The sequence below is a fragment of the Arenicella sp. 4NH20-0111 genome (assembly GCF_040366405.1).
Classification (GTDB): Bacteria; Pseudomonadota; Gammaproteobacteria; order Arenicellales; family Arenicellaceae; genus Arenicella.
This window is the reverse complement of sequence record NZ_BAABWF010000003.1, coordinates 273206-299706: the sequence shown is the minus strand read 5'-3', so window position 1 is coordinate 299706 and position 26501 is coordinate 273206. Positions and strand designations below refer to the sequence as shown.

Genomic DNA, 26501 nt, shown 5'->3' with positions numbered 1-26501 from the left:
CAACCCCTAACTGGTCCGTCCCAGATCATCAATTCGGACGCTTTTTCATTAGTAATGCAGCAAAGTTCCGCGTAATTCAAACTCAAAGAACTTTACGTCATGCTGCCTCGGAAAATCACATTCCTACTGTATCCTGTAATCTCCATTTTGGTCATTGTCATCGTAACCACCACAGGCGCCCTCTTCGCGTCTCGCTTTTCTCACCCTAGCGACCTTTACCTAAATAAACAACTCGTTGATTCGCGCCGAGACATAGTCATTGAACCTGTTTCAATAATAGACGTTGCTACGGGCTCAATTGCTAATCAAAAGCAGATAACGATCCAGCAGGGTCAAATTTACGCCATTCATGAGGCAGGCTCCCCCCCACCAAAGGGATTCAGAATAATCAACGGGAACAACGATTACGTCATACCTGGATTAATAGACATGCACACGCATATCTATGATCGTAAAGATTTAGTAAACAGCCTCGCTCGGGGCATTACCTCAGTGCGAAACATGAGAGGCTTTCCGATTCATTTGCAAATGAAGGCTGAGATCAATGCTCACGAATGGCTTGGTGCCTCAATTTACAGCGCGTCGCCAGTATTAGACAATGCCAACAGCGACGTATTTCAACACAGCCTAACGACAGTTGACGAAGCAGAGAATGCTGTTCAGACCTACCATGACGCAGGTTACGACCTATTGAAAGTCTACAATTTTCTGCCAAAAGACGTATTACTCGCTATCATTAGAAAGGCGAAAGAGCTGAACATCCCGATTGCAAAACATGGTCCGTTTGCTTGGGTATCGGAAAATTCTTTTAGTACGAGCGCGCTGAATGAATTTCAATCAATCGAACACGTAGAAGAGATCTACCAAACGATGATGAATTTCACCTTCGATGAGGAAGTATTAAACAACCACCTTTCCAAGATTAAAGCGAGCGACACGTTTCTAACGCCAACACTCGCTACCTACGACCATCTAACGCAGCTCAGTTTACACAAAGAACGAGTGGTGGCTGAGATAGAATTAAAACGAATCAACCCCTTTTTTCGCTTCCTGTTAGGTCAATTAAGCGTGCAAAGATGGCTTGAAGCGTCTAAAGAACAGGCCGAATGGAATGTATCGACTCTCAAAATACTGATGGATATTACCCGGCAAGCCCACGATAAAGACATCCCATTATTAGTCGGTTCGGATCAGGGAACTATGTTTATGGTCGCTGGTCGATCTACCCACAAAGAAATGCAATTGTTACAAGCAGCAGGTCTTCCACCACTGTCGGTACTACAAGCCGCAACGATCAATTCGGCGAAGGCTCTAAACTTGCAGCACAAAATGGGAGCCATCTCTGTAGGAAAGGACGCCGATCTAATTCTACTCAACGACAATCCTCTCGAAGACGTAAGTTATTTATCAGAGCCACGGGCGGTGATAAAACATGGCTACTATTTTGATCAAAACGACATCTCCGCATTAAAGCAGTCTGGCCTAAAACCCGCCAATATTTTCATCGGATTTGGCCACCTAGTTGACGATTTCGTCACTCGTTTTGCATCGTTCTAATATCAGACAAGGACAAAAAAAATGCCGCTCTTAGAGCGGCATTTCAGTAAGTACTTCACGAGGAAATATAAGATGAGTATTTCCTGGCGTAACTACAATGATGACTTAATTGCATCCACACTGTCTTTGGCATCACCAAATAACATACGAGTGTTGTCTTTAAAGAAAAGAGGGTTTTCTACACCAGCGTACCCTGTCGCCATGGATCGCTTAGAAACAATAACCGTTTTAGCATTCCAAACTTCGAGCACTGGCATTCCAGCAATGGGACTGTTTGGATTCTCCAACGCTGCCGGATTCACAATATCATTAGCCCCGATAACGACCACGACGTCAACGTCGCTTAGCTCGTCATTAATCTCATCCATTTCTAATACGATATCGTAAGGCACATTAGCTTCAGCCAATAACACATTCATGTGGCCAGGCATTCGCCCCGCTACCGGATGAATGGCAAACTGGACATCCACTCCTTTGTCACGCAATTGTTTGGTCAAATCAGACACTGCATGCTGTGCATTGGCCACGGCCATACCATAACCCGGCACGATCACAACTTTGCCTGCATCGGACATCAATTGAGCTACTTCTTCGGCTTGAATTGCGATCGCCTCGCCCTGCTCTTCGCCGTCGTCATCGGTGCTCGAAGCTGTACCAAACCCGCCCATGATCACGCTAACAAAATTACGATTCATCGCTCGACACATGATGTAGCTCAAAATTGCGCCTGAACTACCAACCAAAGCACCCACGACAATCAATAAATCATTTGATAGCATAAAACCAGTCGCCGCGGCAGCCCAACCTGAGTAAGAATTAAGCATTGAAATGACCACTGGCATATCGGCACCACCGATGGCCATGACCATGTGCACGCCAAAAGCAAATGCTATCAGCGTCATCAATATAAGAGGAAAGGTTCCTTCCCCGTGATCAGTACCTAAAAACCAAGAACCGATGATGAACCAAAGAACAACGGCTCCGATATTCAATTGATGCCGCATTGGTAACAACAATGGTTTGCTTCCGATCTTACCGTTCAGCTTGCCGAAAGCGACTACCGACCCAGTAAACGTCACCGCGCCAATCAAAATACCAAGATACACTTCAACATTGTGAATTGTTTCAGCTGCCCCATGTAGATTCGAGGCCGGATCAAAATAGCTGGCAAAACCAACGAGTACGGCTGCCATACCAACAAAACTGTGGAGAATGGCAATTAGCTCAGGCATCTGAGTCATCTCAACCTTAGCGGCAAGACGAGCGCCAATAGTACCGCCAATCACGGCCGCCAAGATTAACCACCCATAACTGTCGACACTTTCATTCATAATCGTTGCGACAACCGCAATGACCATCCCAATAATACCGTACCAGTTTCCTCGTTTAGAGGACTCTTGATTACTCAAACCAGCTAGGCTCAAGATAAAGAGAATCGCGGCGGCAATGTAAGCCGCTGAAATAGTTCCCATAGACATAATAATTCTCCTACTCTTATTTGCTGAACATTTTCAGCATACGCTGAGTTACCAAAAATCCGCCTGCGATGTTGATCGAAGCAATAAGAATGGCGATAAATGCAAGAAATTGAACAACTCCGGAAGTTGACGATATTTGAAGTATTGCGCCAACGACGATGATTCCTGATATTGCGTTGGTGACGCTCATAAGAGGCGTGTGCAACGATGCCGTTACGCTCCAAATAACTTGATAACCAATAAAGCAGGCCAATACAAACACCGTAAAATGACTCATGAAATCAGGTGGCGCTACCGAACCAACACCTAATAAAGCGACCAAGGCTAACGCCATAGCGCCAAAGGTCATTTTAGCCTTAGTGGCATTACTCATTTCAGGTACTGGCTCAGGCGCGACCACCGCAGGCTTTGGCTGTGCTTTAGGGGCCGCTGATAATTTAGGCGCAGGAGCTGGCCAAGTGACCTCACCCTCGAAAGAAGCCGTTGCGCCTCGAATGACTTCGTCTTCCATATTAATATTAACCACACCGTCTTTCTCAGGAGTTAGGTCGGTCAACATGTGACGTAAATTAGTCGAGTACAACTGCGATGATTGGGTCGCTAAGCGACTTGGCAAGTCGGTATAACCAATGATTTTAACGCCTTTATGCGTTACCACCTTATCAGCTTTGGATAGCTTACAATTGCCCCCTTGCTCAGCGGCTAAATCAACAATAACACTGCCGGACTTCATACTCTCGACCATGTCTTTAGTAATCAGTTCTGGCGCGGGGCGTCCGGGAATCAAAGCGGTGGTGACAATAATATCAATCTCTTTACATTGCTCACGAAACATCGCCATTTCTGCGTCGATGAACTCTTTGCTCATCGTTTTAGCATAGCCACCTTCGCCAGAACCATCTTCTTCGAATTCCAGCTCTAAAAATTCGGCACCTAAACTCTCTACTTGCTCCTTAGCTTCAAGCCGAGTATCAAACGCTCGGACCACGGCGCCCATGGCTTTTGCGGCACCAATAGCGGCAAGCCCAGCGACACCAGCACCGATCACCATTACCTTAGCAGGCGGAACCTTTCCAGCCGCTGTGACTTGTCCGGTAAAAAAGCGCCCAAACTGATTGGATGCTTCGACAATCGCACGATACCCTCCAATATTGGCCATCGAACTCAAGGCATCCATTTTCTGCGAACGCGATAACCTTGGAACGCAATCCATGGCGATCACATTGATCTTTTTCTCAGCGAGCGTGTTTAAGAAGTCTTCGTTTTGAGCTGGCCAAAAAAAACTGATCAGCGTGGTGCCCTCGGCCACCTTAGCCGCTTCGTCTTCAGTGACCGCCCGCACTTTCATGATGATGTCAGTGTCGGCCCAGATAGCGTCGGCTTTAACGACCTCTACACCGGCTTCTTTGTATTCAGCGTCGGAGAACTCGGCTAATTTGCCGGCTCCGGCTTGAATACGTAATTCGTGTCCAAGTTTTAGTATGTGCTTGGCGGACTCAGGTGTTAACGCGACGCGCTTCTCACCTTTATATGACTCCTTAGGAATACTAATGATCATGTTTCACAGCTCCAAATCGATCTGGTTATCGTTGATAATCTGGCAGCAATCTACTGTTTAGATTGGCAAACCGACCTGAGTGTATACGAGCAAGGCGGTACGTGGCCAGCCTTGATGACATTTCTCCGACCTCATGCCCAGCATTAAATAGGGAAATGATGAAAAAATTTCATTCATAGAAGTGAATTCTGCGCTGAGGAGCCCCGTTTACAACAGACTGTTTCACAATCCTTTACGGATGAAACCATCAGGATGTGTGGACGGTATTTAACGACAAAACCACCTTCAAATACTTAGATTCATTGCATTGTAATCCCGCAGCCCCTTTATTAGCCTCTGCACCCCATTTGCACTCCTCCATCAGAGTCGGAAGCGGGAAGTAGTCATAGTGTATTTCGTTAGGAAACCGCTCAGACCTTGCCTGAATGCCATACGCTATCACGCGAGCCCGTGTCTCTATGAAACCTTCGTCAAAGGTAGTAGCTTCTTTGACGTTTAGCACTAAACTACGTCAATGAAAACCAAAGTTAATCGTAATGCGAGATGCAAATCCAGTGTTCGCGAATGAATCGTGCACCAATTGTCGATTACAGGTCACCACGCCACTGACGTGGCAAATAGTCAAACGATTCAACTTACTCAACAATCACGATTTGCTCAGGGGTATGGAAAAATTCTCTTTCGGCTTTTCTCAGAGCGTTTGGTACGCTCATCGGAACGTGAATTCCCACTGATCGATTGGCGTTAATTCTTGTATCCAGAATCTTAGGGCCTTGCTCAGTGATGTAGAACCAATAGGGAGGGAATGCGACGTCAGTAGGTTGACTCCTCCAGTGAGCTTCAAAAGGCTCAAAATGGCTGTCGTTCGGGTCTGCGTCTCCCATATGCATAATTGTTTTACGCTTGTTAAGGGTCACTCTATGAACCAAATTCGAAACATCTTTTCTTTGCGGCCAACCAGCATGAGGAATTCTCACGCTCTCAATCTTTATGTTTGGCAACGTCGTCGCAATGGGCTTATCTCCAAAGTCGAGAGCAATCGATATCAATTGCTTCTCAAGGCTGGAGTCAAGCTTTAGCACCTCATCAATCGCTTGTCTTGGCCCAACAAGTTTTACATGCGCTTGCTCCTTAAGATACTTAACAACATCTTGAGCCTCGAAATGATCCCCATGAGCATGACTTACAACAATGACTGACACGCCATCAAACGGCGGCGTGGATTCGAAAATAGCGCGACGCACACGATCCGGAACCAATTGATAGCTACCATAATCATTATGGAAAAACGGATCAAAAAGAACCTTCGTGCTCCCATCAACGAATAAGAGCCCCTCATTGCCCAAATAGGTAACCTGCGTTTGACCTTTCTCGTGAGCGTAACCTTGCAGAGGAATTATCAACATCATAAGACCCAATGCACAACAAAAAGCTTTGATTAAACCTCGCATATTATTCCCTCCAAAGCGACTAAAATAAGGCCGCGTAATCAATATGTTAATTCCACTGACTACGACATAAGTATTCGCCTCGGGATGAGTGCTCACTGACCACCTACCCGAGACGCGTATAGAAAAATCAGACTTTCAACACCTTATTCACTGGCAAATCTCGCACCCGCGTTCCACTAGCACGAAAAATAGCATTCGTAATACTCGGTAAAATCGGAGGCAAACCTGGCTCTCCAACCCCACCTGGAGCATTATCGGACTCCATAATGTGCACAAACATTGGCGGCACTTTATCCATACGAGATACAGGATAATCGTAAAAATTACTCTGAACTATCTTCCCATCTTTAACTGTAATTTCACTCTCAAGAGTCATGGATAGCCCCATTATCATCGCGCCCTCCATTTGAGACTTAACCCGATCAGGTGTGACCACCAAGCCACAATCTATTGCAGTATGCATCTCTAGTGGCGTCACAACACCGTCTTTCACTTGTACTTTAGTCGCCGCCGCCGCATAAGAATTAAAACTATAAGAAACGCTGATGCCCCACCCTTGCCCTTCTGGCAGACTTTCATCTGCATTCGCCTCGGTAACGACGCGATTGAGCACGGCCTTAAATCGAGCAATATCCAATACGTAGTCTTGGTTATCTTTATCCACTGTTTGGCCATAGTGAGAATACCCTTCGAAGCCTTCCTCACGAGGATTGAATAGACGATCGTCGCCGAATAGATTGTTCCACATGGTATGAGTGGGTATACCGGCTTTATCAGCTAACTCATCGACAAAGCTTCCCAATGCAAAATGATTATTGATGTTGCCAACTGACCGGACCCAGCCCGTTCGAACGTGTGTTGTCACTTCTTGATTTTCAAAGGACATATTTTTTGCCGCGAACGGCACATCGGCAAAACCAAGGGACAAGGCCATGTCTCGCAAGTAAGTCGCGTTGTGGTCAAAAATCCAGGCTATCGGCGGCGCCGACACTCGCTGAATCCAATGATCACTTCGGTTGTCATCTGTAAGCTCAGCCTTCATATAGTTTGCAGCGATTGAATGATAAAAACCATTTTTAACATCATCTTCTCGACTCCAAACAACCTTCACAGGCTTGCCAGTGGCCTTAGAGAGTTCTACAGCCTCTAACGTGTAATCGTTTTTACTTTTTCGCCCGAACGCCCCGCCCATCAGCGTCGTATTAAAGTCCACTTTATCTTGATCGTTGGTTGGGTCCATTCCGAGCTCTTGAAGCACCAAGGTTTTGCCCCACTGAGGTGACTGAGTTCCCGTCCAGACCGTTGTTTTATCGGCCCTCACATGCGCTGTCGCCGCCGGAGTTTCCATCGACATATGATGATGATATGGCACCGTGTAAGTGGCTTCAACGGTCTTTGCTGGGTCAAATTCATGCGCATATACGTCACCCACGACTCGAACCTGTTTAGCTTTCGTATTGACCTTCGCAACTAATTCCTTTTTATAAGCCTCTGAGTCATGAGTTGCGTTATCCCCATGATCCCACTCAATTTGTAATTTCTTTCTGCCTTCCATCGCGGCCCAGGTATTCGTCGCCAACACCGCCACGCCTGATTTAGGAAACACTTGCACGGGATAGCTTCGATCTTTCAACCTAACCACATCCACCACGCCAGCCACTTTCTTCGCTTGAGCCGCGTCAAAAGATTTCACTTTTCCACCAACCACTGGAGGACGCTCAATACTCGCAATCAACATACCTGGTAATTGAATGTCATGCGCATAAACCGCCTTTGCTCTGACGATATCTTCTAAACCTTGCAACGAGACGTCTTTGCCGACAATGGTGTATTCGCTCTTTGGTTTCAATGAAACCGTCTTTGGATCTGGCACGGGAAGTGCCGCTGCCGACTGCGCCAAATCCCCAAAGCCGATTTGATCGCCGCTTTTCATATTAACGACATGATGCGCTTTCGCTTTCACCTCCGCTTTAGAAACACCCCAGCGCTTAGCTGCCGCTTGCTCAAGCATATCTCTGGCCACAGCGCCCATGCGCTGAGTGTGTTCGATATGGGTTCGTATCGAGGCGGAACCACCCGTCCCTTGATTCCCATAGGCCGGATCCGCATTACCTAATACCGCCGTTACTTTCCCCCAATCCGCGCATAGCTCCTCCGCAATAATCTGCGGTGTACTTGTGAGAATCCCTTGCCCCATTTCCATGCGGTGACAAATGATTTCGACGCTACCATCGGGAGCAATAGAAACAAACACACCAAGTTGTTTTCCGTCTTGCTCTAATGCTTTAGCTTCAACAGTTGAAGAAGCAACCAACACCGGAGCACTTACGGCCAACGCAAATGCGCCTCCAGTCCGCCCTGTTAGAGCCAGAAACTCCCGTCGATTCAATAGTTTGATAGTACTCATACTTTCACCTCGTTACCATTTTCCACCAGTATCGACGCACCAGACTGTGTTTGAGCAGCTTGTTTTATCGCTTTACGAATTCTAGGGTAGGTACCACAACGACAAATATTTCCCTGCATTGCCTCTTCAATTTCTTTATCGTTGGGATTAGGGTTCGATTCTAACAAAGCAACCGCACTCATCATTTGGCCACTCTGGCAATACCCACATTGAGGTACCTTGTGATCAATCCACGCGGCTTGCACAGGATGTAACTGCCCATCAACTTCTAATCCCTCGATCGTTGTGATCATTTTACCTTCGGCGGCGGCGACGGTGGTTACACACGAGCGCACTGGCTGGCCATCCAGATGCACAGTGCATGCTCCACAAAGCCCTAACCCACAACCAAATTTGGTTCCGGTTAGTTGAGCAATATCTCGAATGGCGTAAAGCAATGGCATAGAAGGGTCAGCATCAAGCTCAACTTGGCTCCCATTTAAAGTCAATTTAATCACAATCTTATTCTCCCGGCAGATCGGTTTCGTTTTGGAATCACAAACCAGTGTAATATAAACATAGTAACAAACTATATATTACGATGATCGTCATTCAAATTCAGTCGCTAAAAATTGCTCGCATTAACAGTTAACGTATAATCCTTGCGCATGAACCTACCATTAATTCTGAGCCCGCTCAGCGAACTCGACCTCGTCACCATTTCAGTAAGCGCATTGTTATTTTTTGCCGCTCGCCCAATCTGCTCACTACTCAATGACTCAGACGGAGTGACGACGCGCGCGAGCATGATGCGCATTTTAAATGCGCTAATCATCATAGCGATTCTCACTGACGCGTACCTTTTGCAACACAAGAGCGAGGTGACGTCTCAGATCACACGTTCTTTAATGGTGCTTTACTTTGCGGTTGTTGCAACCCAAATAATCAATTTTTTCGTACGACAACGCTTCGGCAAGAAGCGCATAACAAACAACTCAACTTCAATCTCGGACACCTACTCTAGCCGCGGCCTGAGTCTAATTGTTGCTACCGTCGTAACTCTAATCGCGCTCATTTCTTGTTTACGCATACTCGGTTTTAACTCTTTGTTGGAGGCTGGTGGTGCCTTAGGAATCGCAGGTATCGCACTCGCGATGACGCAGGCTGCGTGGGCTCCCGATATCATAGCTGGCTTAATCATACTCAACAGCCGATTATGTGAAGAAGGAGATGTCGTTCAATTTAATATGGATGGCGACAAAATTATCGCCAGTGTTTTTCGAACCAAACTTTTTCACACCGAGTTATTGGACTTGTCAAACAATCACCGCTTAATGATTAGAAACAACAAGCTGAGAGATTTTGGAATTCAAAACTTATCACGTTTCGCGTCCGCTAAAGGTTTACGAGAGTTAATGCTCTTTAATATTGGGTATGAACATTCAAAGTCGGATGTTGAGGGCATGATTCAACGAGCATTTATCGAATGCGACAAAGCGGAAGGCGCTCGTGAGGAGCAGTTCGCACCTGAAATCATGGTCTACGACACGGCTGACTACGCGGTGACTTGGGCTGTGTATTACTACATCAAAGACGTTAAACGATTGCTGGCCATCAAACAGATTTTTCGAGCTTATATCCTTGAAGAATCAATTCGATCCGGCATTTCGCTCTCGACACCAGACTTACAATCCAACAACGTGACAATCACAGAACAATCAAGCTAATTTCATTAGCACTGGGCTTCGCACACTATATAATGCTCAGTCTATTGCCGCGCTGTACGCGCGCGACGCATCCACACCCCAATATAGAAAAGATACCAAATGAGTAAAAATCATTTTTTACGCAGCATTGCAGAAAACGACATCAAAAATGGCAAGCACGAGTACGTTTACACCCGCTTCCCACCTGAACCCAACGGATATCTACACCTTGGACACGCAAAGTCCATCTGCTTAAACTTTGGGTTGGCTAAGGATCTCGGTGGAAAATGCAATTTACGTTTTGATGACACCAATCCTGAAAAAGAAAATATTGAATACGTTGAGTCCATCAGAGACAGCGTAGCTTGGCTAGGATTTGAATGGGATAAGCTTTGTTATGCTTCAGATTATTACGATCAGCTACACGCGTTTGCCGTTCAGTTAATTGAAAAAGGCCTCGCGTACGTTGACGACTTGAATGCCGAACAAATGCGAGAGTATCGTGGCACGTTAACGGAAGCAGGAAAGGACAGTCCAAGTCGATCGCGCTCAGTTTCGGAAAACTTGGCGCTGTTTGAGAAAATGCGCGCAGGAGAGTTCGACGAAGGCGAATACACCTTGCGCGCGAAAATAGACATGGCATCTCCCAACATCACCTTGCGAGACCCCATCATCTATCGCATTCGCTACGCACATCATTATCGTGCGGGAGACAAGTGGTGTATCTATCCTATGTATGATTTCACACATTGTATTTCTGACGCGTTAGAAGGTATTACTCACTCATTTTGTACGTTGGAATTTCAAGATAATCGCGCGCTTTACGATTGGGTTCTTGAAAATATAGACATTGATGAAAACCTTAACGGTGAAACAAACAAGCTTATGCCCAGACAGATTGAGTTTGGGCGTTCTAATCTTGAATACACCGTTGCGAGCAAACGAAAACTGATTCAATTAGTAAAGGACGGTCACGTCTCCGGTTGGGACGACCCAAGACTAACCACCTTAGTCGGCTTAAAACGTCGAGGTTATACGCCCGCGTCAATTCGAAACTTTTGTGAAGAAATCGGTGTTACAAAAAAGGACAGCGTTATTGAAATGACCGTTTTGGAGAACGCCATTCGACAGGACTTAGAGGCTTCAGCCAAACGTGTGTTTGGCGTACTCAAACCGTTAAAACTAGTCATCACCAATTACCCTGAAGGCGAATCAGAAACGTTCACGGTTAAAAACCACCCAAAAGACGAGAGCATGGGTACTCGCGAAATTCCCTTCGGCCGAGAGATATTCATCGACCAAGATGACTTCATGATGGATCCGCCAGCTAAGTTCTTCCGTCTTGGCCCAGGACGTGAAGTTAGATTGCGATACGGTTATGCAATAACGTGCAATGAGGTCATTCAAGATTCCGATGGCAATGTCATCGAATTACGGTGCACTTACGATCCTTTGACCGCCAAAGGAAAAACACCGGATGGGCGTAAAATCAAGGGCATTATTCATTGGGTTAGCGCCAAACACGCTTTGAGCGCCGAAGTTCGAGTATACGATCGTCTTTACAGCGAGCCAAACCCTGGCGCAAGTGAGGACTTCGTCTCATTGATAAACCCAGACTCTCTGCACGTGTACCCGGATGCCAAGCTCGAGCCAAGTGTCGCTCAGGGCGACCAAAATGACCGCTACCAATTTGAGCGTGTAGGCTATTTTTGCTTTGATGAAAAGGATAATACCGAGCAGCAACTGGTAATGAATAGGACCGTCAGTCTGAGAGACACCTGGGCAAAAGCCAAGGGCTAACGAGGCAATGCAAGGTGGTTACACAAACCACCTTGCAGATCATCACACTCGACTTTTAAGAAACGTAATTACTTCAGCCAATTTTTGCTTAGTCACACTGTCTTTTTCATCCACCAAGTCGGTCGTCAACACTGAATGCGGAAACTTTAAACGGCCGTTAGGTTTACGAGCGGAGTCTGGGAGTACGTTCTCAAAGAACCTGTCTTCCCCGATCACCGATCGAATCGCATCAAATCTAGCGGCTTTACAAAATTTGTCGCCGTCAAATCGCAACCCCATTACATCGACGTCACGACCCGCTAATTGCCCTTTTTCAGAGCTTGTCATTTGCAGCCCGCCATCGCGATTTTTAAACGGCGTACTGCCTGGAATTCCCGGTTGCGACACCACCGGCGCGGTAACCCAGGGATCCAATGCTAAGGTCAGAGCAAAATTACCCGTCATACACATGCCAATGGTTCCAACACCATTACCACCAACCCTTTGGTGCAATTCTTGAGCCAGCGCTCTCAACCATTGTGTGATAGGGCCTGGATCGTTATCAGCAAACAAGTGTATTTCTCGACTGATGCAGGCTTTCAACGTCAATAAGCCCTGTTTTGCTGGAGTATGAGAACTATCGTTACCAAACAAATCTGGCGCCCAAACAGTAAAATGTTCGGACAACCAATTCGCCAGACGCCAAAACTCTGGCATCATTCCGGGCAGCTCATGCATCAATAAAACACCGGGGCCTTCACCCTTTACAAACACAGAATGCTCAATACCCCCGCGATCAAATCTAAAGTGATCGGCAAACGGTGTTGTGTCGGCGGGGCTAAATGTCATTGAGTCGTTCATAAAACCTTCAAATTAAACGGTTCCTTAATAAGGCCTAAAAAGCTGGGCTACCCGTAAACGAATAGCCCAGATACAACACTCTATAGCCCACCAGGCCCACAACGTTCGGCTAAGTACTCCTCAATATTAGACAATACATTCACGTGATGAGTGGGCCACCAGGGCAAACTATGCCAGAGGTCCGGAATTTCATTGTACTCAACCGTTTTCCCAGCCTTCTTGAGTGCTTTGTAGTATTTACGAGACTGGTCCACTGGGACCCTCTGATCACGATCACCGTGAAAGATATACAAAGGAATATTCGCATCCTCTACATGGTCAAACGGAGATAGTCCGGCGATCGATGGGTTTTGAAACTCCCGACCAAACGCCCCTTCAAACGTGATTTTGTCAAACGTCCTCAGTTCAGAAAGACCCGCTCCAGAAATGGCGCATTGATAAGGCGAATTGGGTCGAACCACCGCAGCCATGGCGGAGTATCCACCGTAAGAGTAGCCATACATGGCGATTCTATCTTCTGCGGCAACGCCTTCTTTGACCAACCATGCAGCACCGTCGTCTTTGTCGTCCTGCATTTTTTGTCCCCATTCTCTATCACCTGCCCGCCAAAGCTTTTGTCCCCAACCCTCGGAACCACGATATTGCGGCTGCAACACGGCGTAACCCCGATTGGCAAGAAACTGGACCCACATATCCCAGCCATAGCGATCTCGTGCCCACGGTCCTCCATGAGGCATGATCACCGTTGGGTACGGTGCTTCGCCATATTTGGGTTTCGTCAAATACGCTGGTATCACCAAACCATCTCTGGCTTTATATTCAACGTACTTCATGTCGCTCATTTTGCTCGAGTCAATTTGCGGGTATGAACGCCCCAAAGGTAACAACTCCTTTTTATTGAGCAACAGAGCATAACTGCCAGGCTCTTTAGGGCCCGACGATCGAATCACTATTACGCTGGAATCGTTTGAACGAGAAACTATGCGGTGATCTTGGTCTTCAGGAAGCACTGAATCAAGCATGGCTTGTAGATTCTTTGCATCCTCATCAACATAATTAACCACCGTCTTAGCACCTTGACCAACATACGCAATGACCTTGCCGTAATTTTCAGGAAGGCGGCTTTGAATAACGTCAGCTGCTTCAAAGTCACCCGAAAAAATCGGCTCACTGAGCTCTCTAGTCACGATATCGTACTTCTTAAGCACCGTTCTATCGGTACCGGTATTGTCCGCCATGTAGACAGTTCTTCCATCTAGATCAACCGTAACCGGTTGCATTCCCTCGCGCTCCTTAGCCATTAAGGTGTGGTGAACATCCCACTCCCCAGTCTCAGGATTTCTATAAGAGAATTCGATTCGAGCTCCTGGCTTTCCTCCCTCAAAGTAAGTCTTGCCCATCACAGTGCCATTGGGATCGAGAATCACTGAGTTCTCTGGCGACCCTCGATAAATTCGCTTGGCGGCAAAGTTCTTGAGATTAATTTCAAAGAAGTCTTCAGCAAATTCTAAATTAGTTGCGCTCACCAAAATCTTGTCCTTATCCAACGGCAAGGTATCGATGAGTCGAGCGCCTACTTTTTCACGATTTGCTAGAATTTCACGTGTTTTCTTGCCCTTGGCATCAACAATATAGACTTTATCGCGAAACCATTTTATAAATCGACCTGAGGCTCGAATATCATATTTTTGCCTTCCATAGACATACAGCTGTTCGTCATTTAGCCAACTGACGAACAAAGGCTTGATATCTTTGGGGCCAAATCGAATTGGTGGCTTAGACAAGTCAGCAAGATCCCAAACTGTAATTTCGGGCGCTTTATTAACATCCGTCAACGTTAAACCAACCAATTTAGTACCACTTGGATTGGTTTCTATACTGGAAATAACAGGGTCATGAATCCAGGCTTGCAGGGGTATTTTCTCAGCATTAGCTGCACCAGACATACCAAGCAAAGCGACAATAAATGCCGCCATACCTTTACCGGTAAAATATTGAAATAGTTTATGCATAGTTATAATCCTACTTACCTCTAAAGAGGCGCATTAATCAAAACGCAAAATGGCGCGAAGCTTCACGCCCGCGCCATTTTGTTAGCTCACACCACTACAAAGGTGGTGAAGTGATGCAAAGCAAATCTAGAATTTTTTGCTGAATTGCAATACTAGTGTACGACCAATTAAGTCGTAACCAACACCTGGCAGCGTATTAAATACTCTAGTCGCTGAATCAGACTGCTGACCATCAGAAACGATCGGCGGCTCTTCTTCAGTCAAGTTCCTTACTGTCGCGATAAACTGCCATTCACTTGGGCTAGTATAACGAGCTGATAAAGTGTGATAGAGGTAACTATCCGTCGCATTAAAGCGATCACGATTAGTCGTACCCGGATCGAATACAGCTTCCTCTTCAGATGAACCAATATAGTTCATGCCCCACAAGAATCTCCAATCTTTCCAGTCCGCATACAAATCTAAACGACCAGTATACTCAGGAAAGCCCCAACGACCTTCTAGCTCGAACTCTTCACCGAGAAGCTCAGTGTATTGCTCATCCAGCTTAGTTGCCGTTAAGTCGGCCGTTATTTCAAAGGAGTCAAACTCTTTACGGTATGTCATATCCAGGTCGTAACCCTTCGAACGCTCAATACCCACATTTAGTAGAGAAGCATCAATATCCGTCAGAAAGCCTTCTGGACTTCGATTTGCGATACGAGAACAAAATGGGCTTGAAAAACCCACACTGGTGTAACAGTCACCTAATACAAATCCAACAGTCGGACGAGATACTGAATTTTCAATTTCGATATCAAAGTAGTTAACCGCGAGAGAAAAGTTAGTGCCTTCTGGCGTTAGCACAATTCCGAATGTCGTTGAATCTGACGTTTCAGCCTCTAACTCTGTATTTCCACCGGTTATTGTTCGTACTGAAGGTATACCACCACCCGTGCCAAAATCCTCAGCAATGCCTAAGCTTGCGCAATTGTCATACACCGGATCGCCAGGCCGACGCTCTGCACCATAGTTGATGCACGGATCAATTAAGCCCACAGGTAGAAACCCGGTTTGATTACCTAAAAATTGCTCAAACAAATCCGGTGCTCTGAATGAAGTTCCGGACGTTGCTCTTAATCGAACAGATGGGTTAACTTGCCAATTAATTTGAGCACGCTCAGTTACATCCGACCCATAAGAATCATAATCGGTGTAACGGGCAGCAAAATTCACGTTCAACTCTTCAACAAACTTAGCCTTAGAAATCAAAGGAATATCAAGTTCAAAGAACGCTTCACGAACTGTATCGTCGCCTTTCGTACGCCCCGCTGCGGTCGTGCTAAAAATATTATCACGCTGTGCTTCAGGATCCGGTTGATCATCAATTTCTTCACGACGAGTATCCACACCAAACACCGCCTTCACCGTTCCGCCCCAGACTTCGAACAAATCGCCAGTCGCGTAAGCAGAAAGTTGAACGCTTTCGTAGTCTGTTGAACCAACGGTATCCTTACGAATAAAGTTTAAATACTCTTGCGAGAAATTACCATTAAGCAGGTTCTCAGCAGTAAACCAATTCGCTGCCACACACCCTCCAAAAGCCGAAGGATCGCGACAAACTAGGTTACCACTGCCGTCGAACACCGCATCGAGCGACGCGGTCAAACGGTCATCTAGAATTCGTTGTGATCGATACTCACCAGAAGATTGACTGTATCCTAGTGTGACGTCGTATGACCATGTTTCACTGATGTCGCCTTTGAGTCCAACAAAAGTTTGTGTTCTCTCCACTTCGATGTCTTGCACCGGATCAAGCACATTCCAACTCATCATGACCGGTATCGCTGAGAAACCTCCAAAACCCGCAAGAGGTCCGCTGGTACCGAATGGATTGGTTGGGTTACTTGCAGGAACACTAGGAAACAGTTGCTGATACCCTCCGTTGGCCTGCGTTTCACGCTTATTGTAGAAAAACTCATAATACGCTGTCGACGTTCGACCAAATAAGTCCAAATCTTTCTCACCAAACGACGTCAACGAAATTGCTTCAGAGTCAGGCACAATTTGCGCAGCTTGATACTCAATGTCATTATCTCTATAGAACGCACCTTGATTATCCAACGGGCCTTCATCTACGCCGGTAAAAAATGGAATGCCAAAAGCACCATTAATGGTAGGGTCAAAGTTTGGATTTTCTGGCCCCGTACCTGGGGTTAAACTGGGATCAAAGCGACTAAACCCAAATGGCCCAGACACAAGACCGTAGATAGCGCCAAAACACAGTTCTTCGCCCGTCGCAGGATCACGGTTATCAATCGTACCATCGCCATCTTGATCCGTGATACGTGGTCGACGATCACAACTAGAGAAGTCCCGATCAGCTCTGACTAAGCGTTCTACTTTGTTAAAATCAGCTGCAAAGCTTACAGACCAATCGTCACCCACTTTGCCCCATGCCAAGTTAAGACCAAATTCCTCGGCATCACCATCAAATGGGAGCGATGAAGCCGCGTTCATTTGAAAGCCATCTTGGCGTTCTTTGGTGATGACGTTGACAACACCGGCTACCGCATCGGCACCGTATATAGAAGAGGCGCCATCCTTCAAGATCTCAATCCGAGAAATCATTGACGATGGAATGGCCGAAAGGTCAACAGAATTGACCGAACCGCGGATACCAGAAGGCCCCCAGCGTTTACCATTAACTAACACAAGGGTACGCTGCGCTCCTAAGCCACGTAGCGACACAGAATTGGCACCTGGCCCACCATCAGTGACAAACCCAGAGAAAGAATCGTCAATTTGCTGCCCAGACGCTACGGTTGACCCTTGTAGAATGTCGGCCGTATCTAGCAGCCCAGCAAGTGCTGAACGCTCGCTAGTTATTACCGTGACAGGCGCGTTTGAACTAAACGCATCACGTTTAATTCTAGAGCCTGTTACAACTATCTGTTCAATTTCTTGAGCAGATTCTTCCGCTTCTGAGGTTACTTGTTGTGCTTGGTTTTCCGTCACTTGCTCGACGGCGTCTGTTGGTTGGGTTTGAGTATCAGCTTCCGTCTCTTGGGCAAAAGCAGCCACAGACAAGGTAGTTGAGGAAGCTAGTAAAACAGATATAACGCTGGACATTTTTGTCCGCGCGAACCTTTTTGTTTTCATAGGGTTATCACTCTTTATTATTATTTCAAAACAGCCAACACTAAAAATTCAATTGAATTTATCGGTTATCTTGCTGGCATTTAGCTCAGCACTTTTGTCAGCTTCGTGGATTTCGCTGCACCTAAGAACACAGGGAGCGCGGACTTTAAGTAAGCGCCACAACTGTTATTGGTCAAAATGTCTCTGTACGTGCGATGAATAAATAATAAACTACCTGTAACAATCCGGAAAGGTTCAACCGAACGATATTTCTCAAGAAAAGGAGAAACCCTATCAATCTAACGTTTGATTCGGGGCATAGAATGACTAAGGCGCCAAAAGCACAGAAAGTGCATTCTCTCCTAGTGCAAATCCATACAGAAAGCTAATTGTTGGGATCAAATTCCAAATCTGCCGAATTACTGCCTTGTTCAACCCCTTCTTCAAAACTGTGATTCAAGTCCTCTAAGGCTTTAGTAAGACTGTTGAAAAACAATTCTCCAGAACGCTGCTCGGCGGGGCTTGAATGTTCTAGGTTTTCCGCAAAACGTTCTAACTCAAGGAGCAACTCTGTACCACTGGCGGCCAGCTCCTTCACCATTGGCCCCATTTCCTCACCGAGCTCCGTGATAACTTCGGCAAGCTCTTCTTCCGTGAGGTTAATGTCGGCCATCGTTTTTACCAGCTCTTTTTCCGCGTCTTGAAGTCCCGTTTTGGCTGCCTTTAAGCCGCGATCTAAAGCAATGCCTGCTTGAGCTTTATCGTGCTCAAAGTCATCACTTTTGAGGTATTCGCTAATCGCAGCCAATCCTTGCGAGCCAGCGTCGATTGAACTGCCAATGCCCCATCCGACTAGCTGGATCATCGAGTCCAAGCCTTCGATATTTTGTCCGTCCTGAACTGGTATCTTGACCGAACCGGGCGGATTATGAAGCTCCAACGGAGCCCCCTCTCGAAGCCGGTTGACGACCACCGCCGCCTTACTATCAACACCCACCGCCAATTCTTGATCAAGCTCTAGCTGAACTACCGAGCCGTGCTCAGTCAATGAAATGTCGTCGACAACACCAACCACATCACTCCCCAAATACACCGATGTTCCTTCCTTGATATCCTGTGTGTTGGCGAATTTAGTTGTTATTAACACGCCATCATTAGTGCATGCGCTTAACAACAAAACCAGCCCGATCATTAAAAATTGCAACTTACTCATATCAAATCCACCCATAACGATTACCCTGATAGCCTAGCATTTCGCGAGACCGTACTGGCCTTTAATGACCAATTATTAGGGATAACGGTTGGAGCCTACCTAAATGCTCCTTTTTTATACAAATCACTGAGTAACTCAGGATCATCAATAAAGGGATTGCGATTGTTTTGTATCTTAAAAATGGCTTTATTGCGACGTCGTTCTTCTTGATTTGGAGGGTCAGACTCATGCCAAGTGAGCAAAAGTCGTGCTTGCTTGTCGAATAGTTTCAAACCCTGATCTTTGTATCTAAGCGCCATGTAAAACATGGCTCTGGCCACGTCGCCTCTGACACTCATGGCGGGCTCGGCAACCCTAGATCGGTAGTCAACTTCAAAATCGCACTGGCCAAACTGGCGCCTTTCTCCCCCGACTAATCCAAATCGATAGCTGGACCGCTCATGATTCACATCCGATCTCGCAGGATAGAGATTATGCATGTCCGCTTCAATCAAATTAAACTGAGCTGACCGTTTACGACACTGCTTACGTTTACCACATTTGAGGCTCTTGGCAGCCCAAGACATAGGAAATACGTGTTCTACATTGTAACCACGACGTTTCCGACTTGAAAACCGTTCTCCACAATAGAGCGAAGTTACTTCGCCGGAGTACACATCACGCCAAAATACCTTTCTTGCGGCCTCATAATCTTTAAGAGGGCTCCCTTGAATACCCGTTTTGTCAGTAGCGAGCGGCTGAGATTGATCGCACGCAGTAAGCAACGTAAGACAAAGAAGAATCAAACAACCAGCTGCTTTCATTTAGACGTCACAACACCATGGCCTTGATAGATCGCATCGATCTGTTCCTTATATTCGGCCATTAACGACGCCCGCTTAATCTTCAATGTCGGCGTGATTAATCCAGACTCTACCGTCCATTCATGCGGGCAAACATAGACCTTACGAATTCGAGCGTATCCAGGAAACTTACTCATTTGGTTGGTGACCAATCGAACTAACACGGCGTTCAACTTAGAGTTATCGGTGTCAGATGGATCAAAACCATGCTGAACGCAAAGTTCCGCGAAGTTTTCTTTCTCTAACACAACTAAAGCCGACAGAAATGACTTCCCCTCGCCTAACACCATGACCTGCTCAAATAAAGGGTTACGCATAATCGCGGCTTCAATATCCGTTGGCGGCACATTTTCTCCATTAGCCATTACCAGTATGTCTTTAATACGCCCGATAATCCTAATAAAGCCATCATCATCGATTGAGGCTCTATCGCCAGTTTTTAACCAGCGACCACTCGCGTCTTCCACAATCGTATTATCGGTCGCCTCCTGATTCCTCCAATACCCCAACATAATGTTGTCACCTTGAACCCAGAGCTCGTCATTTTCCTCAAGTTTAACGGTCACACCTCGAAGCGGCAGACCAATTGAGTCCGGCCGGCAAGCTTCCGGCGTGTTCACGCTTACAACAGGACTTGATTCAGTCAACCCAAACCCTTGCAACAAAGGAATACCGAGCGCTATAAATGTCTTGGCGACGTCGACGGGCATTGGCGCTCCACCAATAACCACATAATTCATCTCGCCACCCAATTTATCTCGAACCTTGGCGCCTACCAAGCGATCTAAGACGCCGGCCAGAAGTACTAAAGGTCGCCATTTCGAGATTTTCTGTTGGTAACAAAATCTCGCCCAGCCGGCCTTTACAGCCAGATGAAACAACTTTTGCTTGAAAGCCGTTTCTTTCTTAAGACCCGTGTAAATTTGATTGTGTACCCGCTCAAAAATGCGTGGCACGGAAATCATTACGGTTGGTTTGACAATCTTTAGATCCGACGCCAGCTCTGGAATAGAACGATTAAACGTAACATGAGCGCCCGACATCATTGCCGCGTAGTACCCAACGGTTCGTTCAAACGTATGCGACAGAGGCAAAAAGCTCAACAGTCGATCTCTCGGAGTCAACGCCACGCTACGCATGCCACAATAAGCATTGGACAACATGTTTTTGTGCGACAGCATTACCCCTTTGGGTCGACCCGTTGTTCCAGAGGTATAAACTATAGAGGCTAAGTCGTCAGGCTGTGCCATTCCTCGCTCTAGGTGAGCGCCCGTTGCTGGGAGCCAATCGTGAATAGTCTTGATTTCATTCGAACTCTCGCCCTCTATGATCAACACAGTTTCGACGCATTCTGTACACTCTTCGCACTCTTCGACTTTCTTCCAAGCCGCGACATTCGCAAACAATACTAATTTGGCTTGCGAATCAGCAATGACATAACCGACGTTGTCCGCTCGGTCCGCCGTATAAAGTGGCACAACCACCAACCCCAACCTTAGTGCAGCTTGATCAAAAATCACCCACTCAATACTGTTTCTGTAACAAATGGCCACGCGATCACCCTTCTGCAGACCACTGTCTTTAAACGCTAATTGCCATCGCTCGACTTCGCCAGCAAGTTCAGCCCAAGTGATGTTTTGCCACTCCTTCGATCTTGGCGGGCATTGCGAGTATGCGATTGCGTTGTTACTTCTCCGAACGCGTTCACGAAACAACTCGTCAAGGGTGTGTACGTCCTGACCATTAATCATGTCAACGCCTTCTGTATTCAAAAGCGCATCCTGAGGATAATTAGTAGCCGTTTTATTATTCGAATTTGAGTGCACAGTGCTAGACCAATGATCTGGCTAAACGTTCAGAGTACGCCAGATTTGTGTTTTAAATTGTTTGTGTGGTCACATAAAAACAGCGATCTCTGCATCTGTCGTGTGACCAAAAGTGTAGTTTAGCTTTTCCATGACCTCAGGTCATCATCCATTAGTCTCATTATTGAAGTGATACCCATGTGCTACTTTAGTATTATCTGCACGAATGCTTACTATCACAGCTTGGGAATTGCCCAATATTTGTGCTAAATTACGCGGCTCTTTGAAAAGTGCGCCAATTCAGCGCATTTCTCCCTGAAACCACTTTCATTCAATGTAAGGCGCAAGTCGAGCAGAGAGTATTCAACTCCGGATAGATATATGAGACTCATTCTTCTAGGCGGGCCAGGTGCTGGTAAAGGCACTCAGGCAACCTTTATTACAGAAAAATATGGCATCCCGCAGATTTCAACGGGTGACATGCTTCGAGCTGCCGTCAAAGCCGGCACCCCTCTGGGTTTAGAAGCCAAGAAGATAATGGATCAAGGTGGTTTGATTTCTGATGAAATTATCACCGGCATGGTTAAGGATCGAGTCGCTGAAGCCGATTGTAAAAATGGATATCTACTCGACGGTTTTCCTAGAACAATCCCTCAGGCTGACGCAATGAGAGAGCTCGGCATCGATATAGATTTCGTCGTAGAGATCAGTGTAGACGACAATGAAATCATTAAAAGAATGAGCGGTCGCAGAGCCCACCTTTCCTCGGGCCGAACCTATCACGTTATTTACAACCCGCCTAAGGTTGAAGACATTGATGACGTAACGGGGGAACCGTTAGTTCAGCGAGACGACGATAAAGAAGAAACCGTTAAAAAGCGATTAGATGTCTATCATGAACAGACTGAACCACTGATTGAGTATTATCAGTCTTTTGCTTCTAGCGGCGAAGGCAACGCGCCTAGCTACGCAAAAATCGATGGCATCGGAGCCGTTGAAGACATTAAAGCAAAGGTTTTCTCATCGCTAGAAAGCTAGCCTGAGTTAACAATAGCACTTTTATCTAAAGCCTCAGAGTGATTGTCCGCTGAGGCTTTGCTGCATTTGCACGTTCACTCAAACACTCAAACACTCAAACACTCATAACGCCGATCAGCAGATACGCAATTACGGTAAAACCACCGCAGACTAAAGCGTAAGGCAACTGTGTTTTAACGTGATCCAACAAATCGCAACCAGCCGCCAAAGAAGATACCGCAGTGGTATCTGAAACGGGTGAACAGTGATCGCCAAACACACCACCGCCCAACACCGCTGCCAGCATCAGCTCGGGAGACACCCCCAGATTTAACGCAATAGGCATGGCAATGGGAACCATCAGGGCAAAAGTCCCCCACGACGTGCCAGTGGTAAAGGCGGCGAAAGCCCCTGCGATAAACACAATCGCTGGAACACTCCACAGCGGCAAGTAGTCAGCAACCAAGCCAGCAATAAACTCGCCCGTACCCAGTTCTCTCACACTCGCGCCTAAGCAAATGGACATAAACAAGATGGCGACCAACGGGAGTAATTCAGAAATCCCCTTAAAGCCTTCGTTCATCAGCTGTTGATGGGTAAATCGAGGTTGACTGATCAGCATGAAAAAGGAAACAAGCGTCGCCAGGATAGTAGCGTATAAAACCGACTTTGATCCGCTTCCGGCAAGCACGGCTTGCGAAACCGTAAAACCGTCATTTGATGAACCCAATGAGGCGCTCCCAGTCAGGTACATAAACCCAATCATACTGAACACCAATACCAACAACGGTACGAGCATGTCTCTTGCTCGACCTTGCGCTCCGTTATCCTCACTCACTCCATCCTGCCTATCATCATCGCGCTCAAACTGACGTTGTTTGTTCAACAACTCGACTCGAGCTAGTGGACCAAAAACACGTCCACTCCAAACCGTATACAAAACAACTAATAAGGTTGAGATCGCATAAACGTTAAAGGGCACCGCACCGAGCATTAACGCCGCTGGCGTCTTTCCGATATCGTACGGCGCGACCAACCCCATCACGAACGCTCCCCAGCCATTAAGGAATATCAAGATGCAAACTGGTGCTGATGTGCTGTCAATAATATAAGCGAGGCGCTCCCGACTCATTTGAAATTTATCAAACAAACCTCTGGATACGATTCCCGCCGTCAGCACGCTTAAATTTGACTCCAAGAAAACAACCACACCCGTACCGAAGGTCATCATACCTGTGCGGCGAGCATTACTGGCCACGCCCGCGTTGATCATCTTATTGACGGTCGCACTCACACCGCCAGAAAAGCGCATGTAGGCTAACAAAGCACCAATGAGCAAACTAAACAGCAGCAGGCGCGCATTGCCTGGTTCGCTTAACTTAGCCACAGCGCGCTCGACAGTGGCAATGAAACTGCCCAACAAGCTAAAACTTCCGGCTTGGAAACTGAGTAAGACTTCTGAGACAAATAAACCCACTAGCAACGCAGATACGACTTCTTTTCTCCATAAAACGAACAGCAGCGCAGTTAATGGAGGCAATAAAGAAAGCCATTGTGGAAATTCAGTCATACTTAAATGCCTCTCTTTTATGGAGTCTATAGGCGTACATGATCATAGATTGTCCTGAAACGTGTTCAAACCTGTTGCCAGATCAGCTTGTAAATCTTCAAAGTCTTCCAACCCTACGTGCAATCGAACTAGGTGGCCTGTGGCATGCCAGTCAGTTGCTGTCCTGCGCTTGGAGAAGTGAGTGGCCGACAGCACTAAACTCTCATACCCGCCCCAAGAAAACCCCAATTTGAAATAAGAAAAACTGTCTAGCATTTTAGTCAACGCATCGGTGTTGAATTCCTTGAGAACAAATGAAAACAATCCATTGCCACCGGAAAAATCAGCGCTATATGATTCATGACCTGGGCAGGTGGGCAATGCAGGATGCCGAACATGATCAACCAACGAATGACTGGACAGCCAGCTAGCAAGTTTCAGCGCATTTTCGCTATGCTGCCTCATACGGACGGGTAACGTCCTCAAGCCCCGTAAAGTGGTATAGCAGTCATCGACCGAGGCACATTGCCCCAGTTGATAACTGTTTTTCTGAAGCTGGCGCCAAGTCCGCTCATTCGCACTCGCCACGCCAAGCATGACATCAGAATGTCCACTCAGGTACTTTGTAGCAGAATGAATTGAAATATCCACTCCCGAATCGAGAGGGCGAAAATTGAACGGCGTGGCGTAAGTGTTATCTATCATGGTGACCAGTCCGTGCGCGCTAGCCACACGTGAGATGGCCGGCACGTCTTGTACTTCCATCGTGAGGCTACCGGGTGACTCCATAAAGATCACCTTGGTGTTCGACTTAATCAGGTGTTCTATATCAGCACCGAGCAATGGATTGTAATAATCCGTCTCAATTTGCAATCTAGTAAGCGTTTCATCCACAAATTCTCGAGTTGGTTCATAGACAGAATCAACCATTAATAGGTGATCACCGGCGGATAGAAAAGACAATAAGCAAGAAGTAATCGCGGCGGTTCCACAGGAGTAAACGTAGCACCCAGCGGCATTCTCTAAATCGATCATGGCTTGAGACAAAGCAAACGTTGTACTTGTACCTCGACGTCCGTAATACGCAACGCCATCATCTCTACCACGAGCGGCTTCCGACATTTCAGCCACCGAGTCAAAGACAATGGTCGAAGCCCTAACAAGGCTAGGGTTTACGGCTGACCCAGTGAATTTCTTATGCCGGCCTGCATTGACTAGCTTGGTGTCCAGCGTGGTGTTTAGCTTGGTGTCTTTTTTCATGTTGACTTAGGTGAGAACCACTGTTGTGCGACTAAGCCAAGAATAATACAACTCAAACCTAGAAAAGTGCTGGGGAGTATTGTCTCTCCTAAAAACGTGGAGATAAAAAACAGAGACAAAAACGGCGTGATAAAGACTAAGTTTGCCAGCCTTGCGGTATTCTCGGCCTTTTTCATTGCTGACAGCCATAGAAGAAAGGCCAACCCCATCTCAAAAAGTCCGACGTACACACCACCCAATAGTCCCTGTAGCGGAACTCCATTGAATGTAAGCGTTCCATTGATTAGATTAAATATAACGATGACCGGCAATGCGCATAAAAAATTTAAGCATAAGCCTAACACAGGCTCTCTTTTATCGTTTCGATTCAAAATCCAATAAAGAGACCATACCAAGGTACTCATAAGAGCCAAGAAAACACCAAATGAACTGTCGAACTCGAAACTTAACAAATCACCTCTAGTTGCAATCAAACATACGCCCAAATAACAGAAAATCGCCGCAAGAAAGTCATACCAATGTAATCGTTGTTTCAAAAGCGGCACGGCCATAAACGTCATCACAATCGCCCAACTGAAATTGATCGCTTGCGCCTCTTGAGCCGGCAACAAATCGTACGCCCAAAATAACAGCAAGTAATACAAGGTTGGATTGAGTAACCCAAAGAAAAATGACTGCCGATAAACTTGAGCCTTTTGTGACCAAAGCTCCGATAACCGCCCCTGCATACTCAACACCAAACAGAGAAACAACGCCGAAACAATAGTGGCAATGAAAATGAGTTGTGATGGCGTCAAATAAACGAGACTCATTTTAAATGCAGTCGCAACCGTCGACCAACATAGTACCGTCGCCAAGCCGAATAAAGTGGCCCTCTTTTGAGAAGATTGTGGTGAAGTCATCCGTG

19 protein-coding genes are annotated in these 26501 nt (G+C 46.5%); 4 read left to right on the top strand and 15 right to left on the bottom strand.

Annotation, left to right across the window (positions count from 1 at the left end; all coding sequences use genetic code 11):
- Window positions 1-99 precede the first annotated feature (99 nt).
- On the top strand, window positions 100-1557 hold the full coding sequence (locus ABWW54_RS08660) for an amidohydrolase family protein (protein WP_353411851.1): 1458 nt from the start codon (window positions 100-102) through the stop codon (window positions 1555-1557).
- Window positions 1558-1649: 92 nt separating this feature from the next.
- On the opposite strand, the gene pntB is transcribed toward ABWW54_RS08660, so the two are convergent.
- The 6 genes from pntB to ABWW54_RS08630 form a co-directional block, all read right to left on the bottom strand.
- Entirely contained in the window at window positions 1650-3035 is a 1386-nt protein-coding gene (pntB, locus tag ABWW54_RS08655; RefSeq protein ID WP_353411850.1) for a Re/Si-specific NAD(P)(+) transhydrogenase subunit beta, read from the bottom strand.
- 16 nt (window positions 3036-3051) lie between these two features.
- On the bottom strand, window positions 3052-4593 hold the full coding sequence (locus ABWW54_RS08650) for a Re/Si-specific NAD(P)(+) transhydrogenase subunit alpha (protein WP_353411849.1): 1542 nt from the start codon (window positions 4591-4593) through the stop codon (window positions 3052-3054).
- Between the two features lie 247 nt (window positions 4594-4840).
- Window positions 4841-5095 carry a hypothetical protein gene (locus ABWW54_RS08645; RefSeq protein WP_353411848.1) on the bottom strand — a complete coding sequence of 85 codons (255 nt, stop codon included), beginning with the start codon at window positions 5093-5095 and terminating at the stop codon, window positions 4841-4843.
- A gap of 133 nt (window positions 5096-5228) precedes the next feature.
- Window positions 5229-6044: an MBL fold metallo-hydrolase gene (locus ABWW54_RS08640; protein ID WP_353411847.1), complete on the bottom strand. Its 816-nt coding sequence runs from the start codon at window positions 6042-6044 to the stop codon at window positions 5229-5231.
- Window positions 6045-6171: 127 nt separating this feature from the next.
- Window positions 6172-8451: a xanthine dehydrogenase family protein molybdopterin-binding subunit gene (locus ABWW54_RS08635; RefSeq protein WP_353411846.1), complete on the bottom strand. Its 2280-nt coding sequence runs from the start codon at window positions 8449-8451 to the stop codon at window positions 6172-6174.
- Window positions 8448-8948 carry a (2Fe-2S)-binding protein gene (locus tag ABWW54_RS08630; protein ID WP_353411845.1) on the bottom strand — a complete coding sequence of 167 codons (501 nt, stop codon included), beginning with the start codon at window positions 8946-8948 and terminating at the stop codon, window positions 8448-8450. Before ABWW54_RS08630 ends, ABWW54_RS08635 begins: the two co-directional genes overlap by 4 nt.
- A 150-nt stretch (window positions 8949-9098) precedes the next feature.
- Here ABWW54_RS08630 and ABWW54_RS08625 point away from each other — a divergent pair, with 150 nt between their 5' ends.
- Entirely contained in the window at window positions 9099-10157 is a 1059-nt protein-coding gene (locus ABWW54_RS08625; protein WP_353411844.1) for a mechanosensitive ion channel family protein, read from the top strand.
- A gap of 99 nt (window positions 10158-10256) precedes the next feature.
- Window positions 10257-11936, top strand: coding sequence for a glutamine--tRNA ligase/YqeY domain fusion protein (locus ABWW54_RS08620; RefSeq protein WP_353411843.1), 1680 nt, complete (start codon window positions 10257-10259; stop codon window positions 11934-11936).
- A gap of 42 nt (window positions 11937-11978) precedes the next feature.
- Here the strand turns inward: ABWW54_RS08620 and ABWW54_RS08615 are convergent, their stop codons facing one another.
- The 6 genes from ABWW54_RS08615 to ABWW54_RS08590 all read right to left on the bottom strand — a co-directional run bounded on the left by ABWW54_RS08615 (window position 11979) and on the right by ABWW54_RS08590 (window position 21735).
- Window positions 11979-12764 (bottom strand): alpha/beta fold hydrolase, encoded by a 786-nt coding sequence (locus ABWW54_RS08615; RefSeq protein ID WP_353411842.1) that lies wholly within the window; start codon window positions 12762-12764, stop codon window positions 11979-11981.
- A gap of 92 nt (window positions 12765-12856) precedes the next feature.
- Window positions 12857-14788 carry an alpha/beta hydrolase family protein gene (locus ABWW54_RS08610; protein ID WP_353411841.1) on the bottom strand — a complete coding sequence of 644 codons (1932 nt, stop codon included), beginning with the start codon at window positions 14786-14788 and terminating at the stop codon, window positions 12857-12859.
- Window positions 14789-14914: 126 nt separating this feature from the next.
- Window positions 14915-17929 carry a TonB-dependent receptor plug domain-containing protein gene (locus ABWW54_RS08605; RefSeq protein WP_353411840.1) on the bottom strand — a complete coding sequence of 1005 codons (3015 nt, stop codon included), beginning with the start codon at window positions 17927-17929 and terminating at the stop codon, window positions 14915-14917.
- Between the two features lie 364 nt (window positions 17930-18293).
- Complete coding sequence (locus ABWW54_RS08600) at window positions 18294-19121, bottom strand: MlaD family protein (protein ID WP_353411839.1); 828 nt, start codon at window positions 19119-19121, stop codon at window positions 18294-18296.
- Window positions 19122-19216: 95 nt separating this feature from the next.
- Window positions 19217-19924 (bottom strand): endonuclease I family protein, encoded by a 708-nt coding sequence (locus ABWW54_RS08595; protein ID WP_353411838.1) that lies wholly within the window; start codon window positions 19922-19924, stop codon window positions 19217-19219.
- A complete protein-coding gene (locus ABWW54_RS08590; RefSeq protein WP_353411837.1) occupies window positions 19921-21735 on the bottom strand; it encodes an AMP-dependent synthetase/ligase in 1815 nt (604 codons plus the stop codon). Before ABWW54_RS08590 ends, ABWW54_RS08595 begins: the two co-directional genes overlap by 4 nt.
- Before the next feature lie 414 nt (window positions 21736-22149).
- Here ABWW54_RS08590 and adk point away from each other — a divergent pair, with 414 nt between their 5' ends.
- On the top strand, window positions 22150-22806 hold the full coding sequence (adk, locus tag ABWW54_RS08585; protein ID WP_353411836.1) for an adenylate kinase: 657 nt from the start codon (window positions 22150-22152) through the stop codon (window positions 22804-22806).
- Window positions 22807-22900: 94 nt separating this feature from the next.
- Here adk and ABWW54_RS08580 read toward each other — a convergent pair whose 3' ends face one another.
- From ABWW54_RS08580 to ABWW54_RS08570, 3 genes are read right to left on the bottom strand one after another with little or no spacing between them, the layout of a single operon-like run.
- Complete coding sequence (locus ABWW54_RS08580) at window positions 22901-24355, bottom strand: Na+/H+ antiporter NhaC family protein (protein WP_353411835.1); 1455 nt, start codon at window positions 24353-24355, stop codon at window positions 22901-22903.
- Between the two features lie 42 nt (window positions 24356-24397).
- The gene (gene metC, locus ABWW54_RS08575; RefSeq protein WP_353411834.1) at window positions 24398-25594 is read right to left on the bottom strand and encodes a cystathionine beta-lyase; all 1197 of its coding nucleotides are present in this window, start codon (window positions 25592-25594) and stop codon (window positions 24398-24400) included.
- Entirely contained in the window at window positions 25591-26496 is a 906-nt protein-coding gene (locus ABWW54_RS08570) for a DMT family transporter (protein ID WP_353411833.1), read from the bottom strand. Before ABWW54_RS08570 ends, metC begins: the two co-directional genes overlap by 4 nt.
- Between the last annotated feature and the right edge of the window lie 5 nt (window positions 26497-26501).

What these genes read in the sequence shown, in the direction of transcription:
- ABWW54_RS08660 (WP_353411851.1), top strand. Translation starts at nt 100, where the DNA reads ATGCTGCCTCGGAAAATCACATTCCTACTGTATCCTGTAATCTCCATT.
- pntB (WP_353411850.1), bottom strand. Translation starts at nt 3,035, where the DNA reads ATGTCTATGGGAACTATTTCAGCGGCTTACATTGCCGCCGCGATTCTC.
- ABWW54_RS08650 (WP_353411849.1), bottom strand. Translation starts at nt 4,593, where the DNA reads ATGATCATTAGTATTCCTAAGGAGTCATATAAAGGTGAGAAGCGCGTC.
- ABWW54_RS08640 (WP_353411847.1), bottom strand. Translation starts at nt 6,044, where the DNA reads ATGCGAGGTTTAATCAAAGCTTTTTGTTGTGCATTGGGTCTTATGATG.
- ABWW54_RS08635 (WP_353411846.1), bottom strand. Translation starts at nt 8,451, where the DNA reads ATGAGTACTATCAAACTATTGAATCGACGGGAGTTTCTGGCTCTAACA.
- ABWW54_RS08625 (WP_353411844.1), top strand. Translation starts at nt 9,099, where the DNA reads ATGAACCTACCATTAATTCTGAGCCCGCTCAGCGAACTCGACCTCGTC.
- ABWW54_RS08620 (WP_353411843.1), top strand. Translation starts at nt 10,257, where the DNA reads ATGAGTAAAAATCATTTTTTACGCAGCATTGCAGAAAACGACATCAAA.
- ABWW54_RS08615 (WP_353411842.1), bottom strand. Translation starts at nt 12,764, where the DNA reads ATGACATTTAGCCCCGCCGACACAACACCGTTTGCCGATCACTTTAGA.
- ABWW54_RS08610 (WP_353411841.1), bottom strand. Translation starts at nt 14,788, where the DNA reads ATGCATAAACTATTTCAATATTTTACCGGTAAAGGTATGGCGGCATTT.
- ABWW54_RS08605 (WP_353411840.1), bottom strand. Translation starts at nt 17,929, where the DNA reads ATGAAAACAAAAAGGTTCGCGCGGACAAAAATGTCCAGCGTTATATCT.
- ABWW54_RS08600 (WP_353411839.1), bottom strand. Translation starts at nt 19,121, where the DNA reads ATGAGTAAGTTGCAATTTTTAATGATCGGGCTGGTTTTGTTGTTAAGC.
- ABWW54_RS08595 (WP_353411838.1), bottom strand. Translation starts at nt 19,924, where the DNA reads ATGAAAGCAGCTGGTTGTTTGATTCTTCTTTGTCTTACGTTGCTTACT.
- adk (WP_353411836.1), top strand. Translation starts at nt 22,150, where the DNA reads ATGAGACTCATTCTTCTAGGCGGGCCAGGTGCTGGTAAAGGCACTCAG.
- ABWW54_RS08580 (WP_353411835.1), bottom strand. Translation starts at nt 24,355, where the DNA reads ATGACTGAATTTCCACAATGGCTTTCTTTATTGCCTCCATTAACTGCG.
- metC (WP_353411834.1), bottom strand. Translation starts at nt 25,594, where the DNA reads ATGAAAAAAGACACCAAGCTAAACACCACGCTGGACACCAAGCTAGTC.
- ABWW54_RS08570 (WP_353411833.1), bottom strand. Translation starts at nt 26,496, where the DNA reads ATGACTTCACCACAATCTTCTCAAAAGAGGGCCACTTTATTCGGCTTG.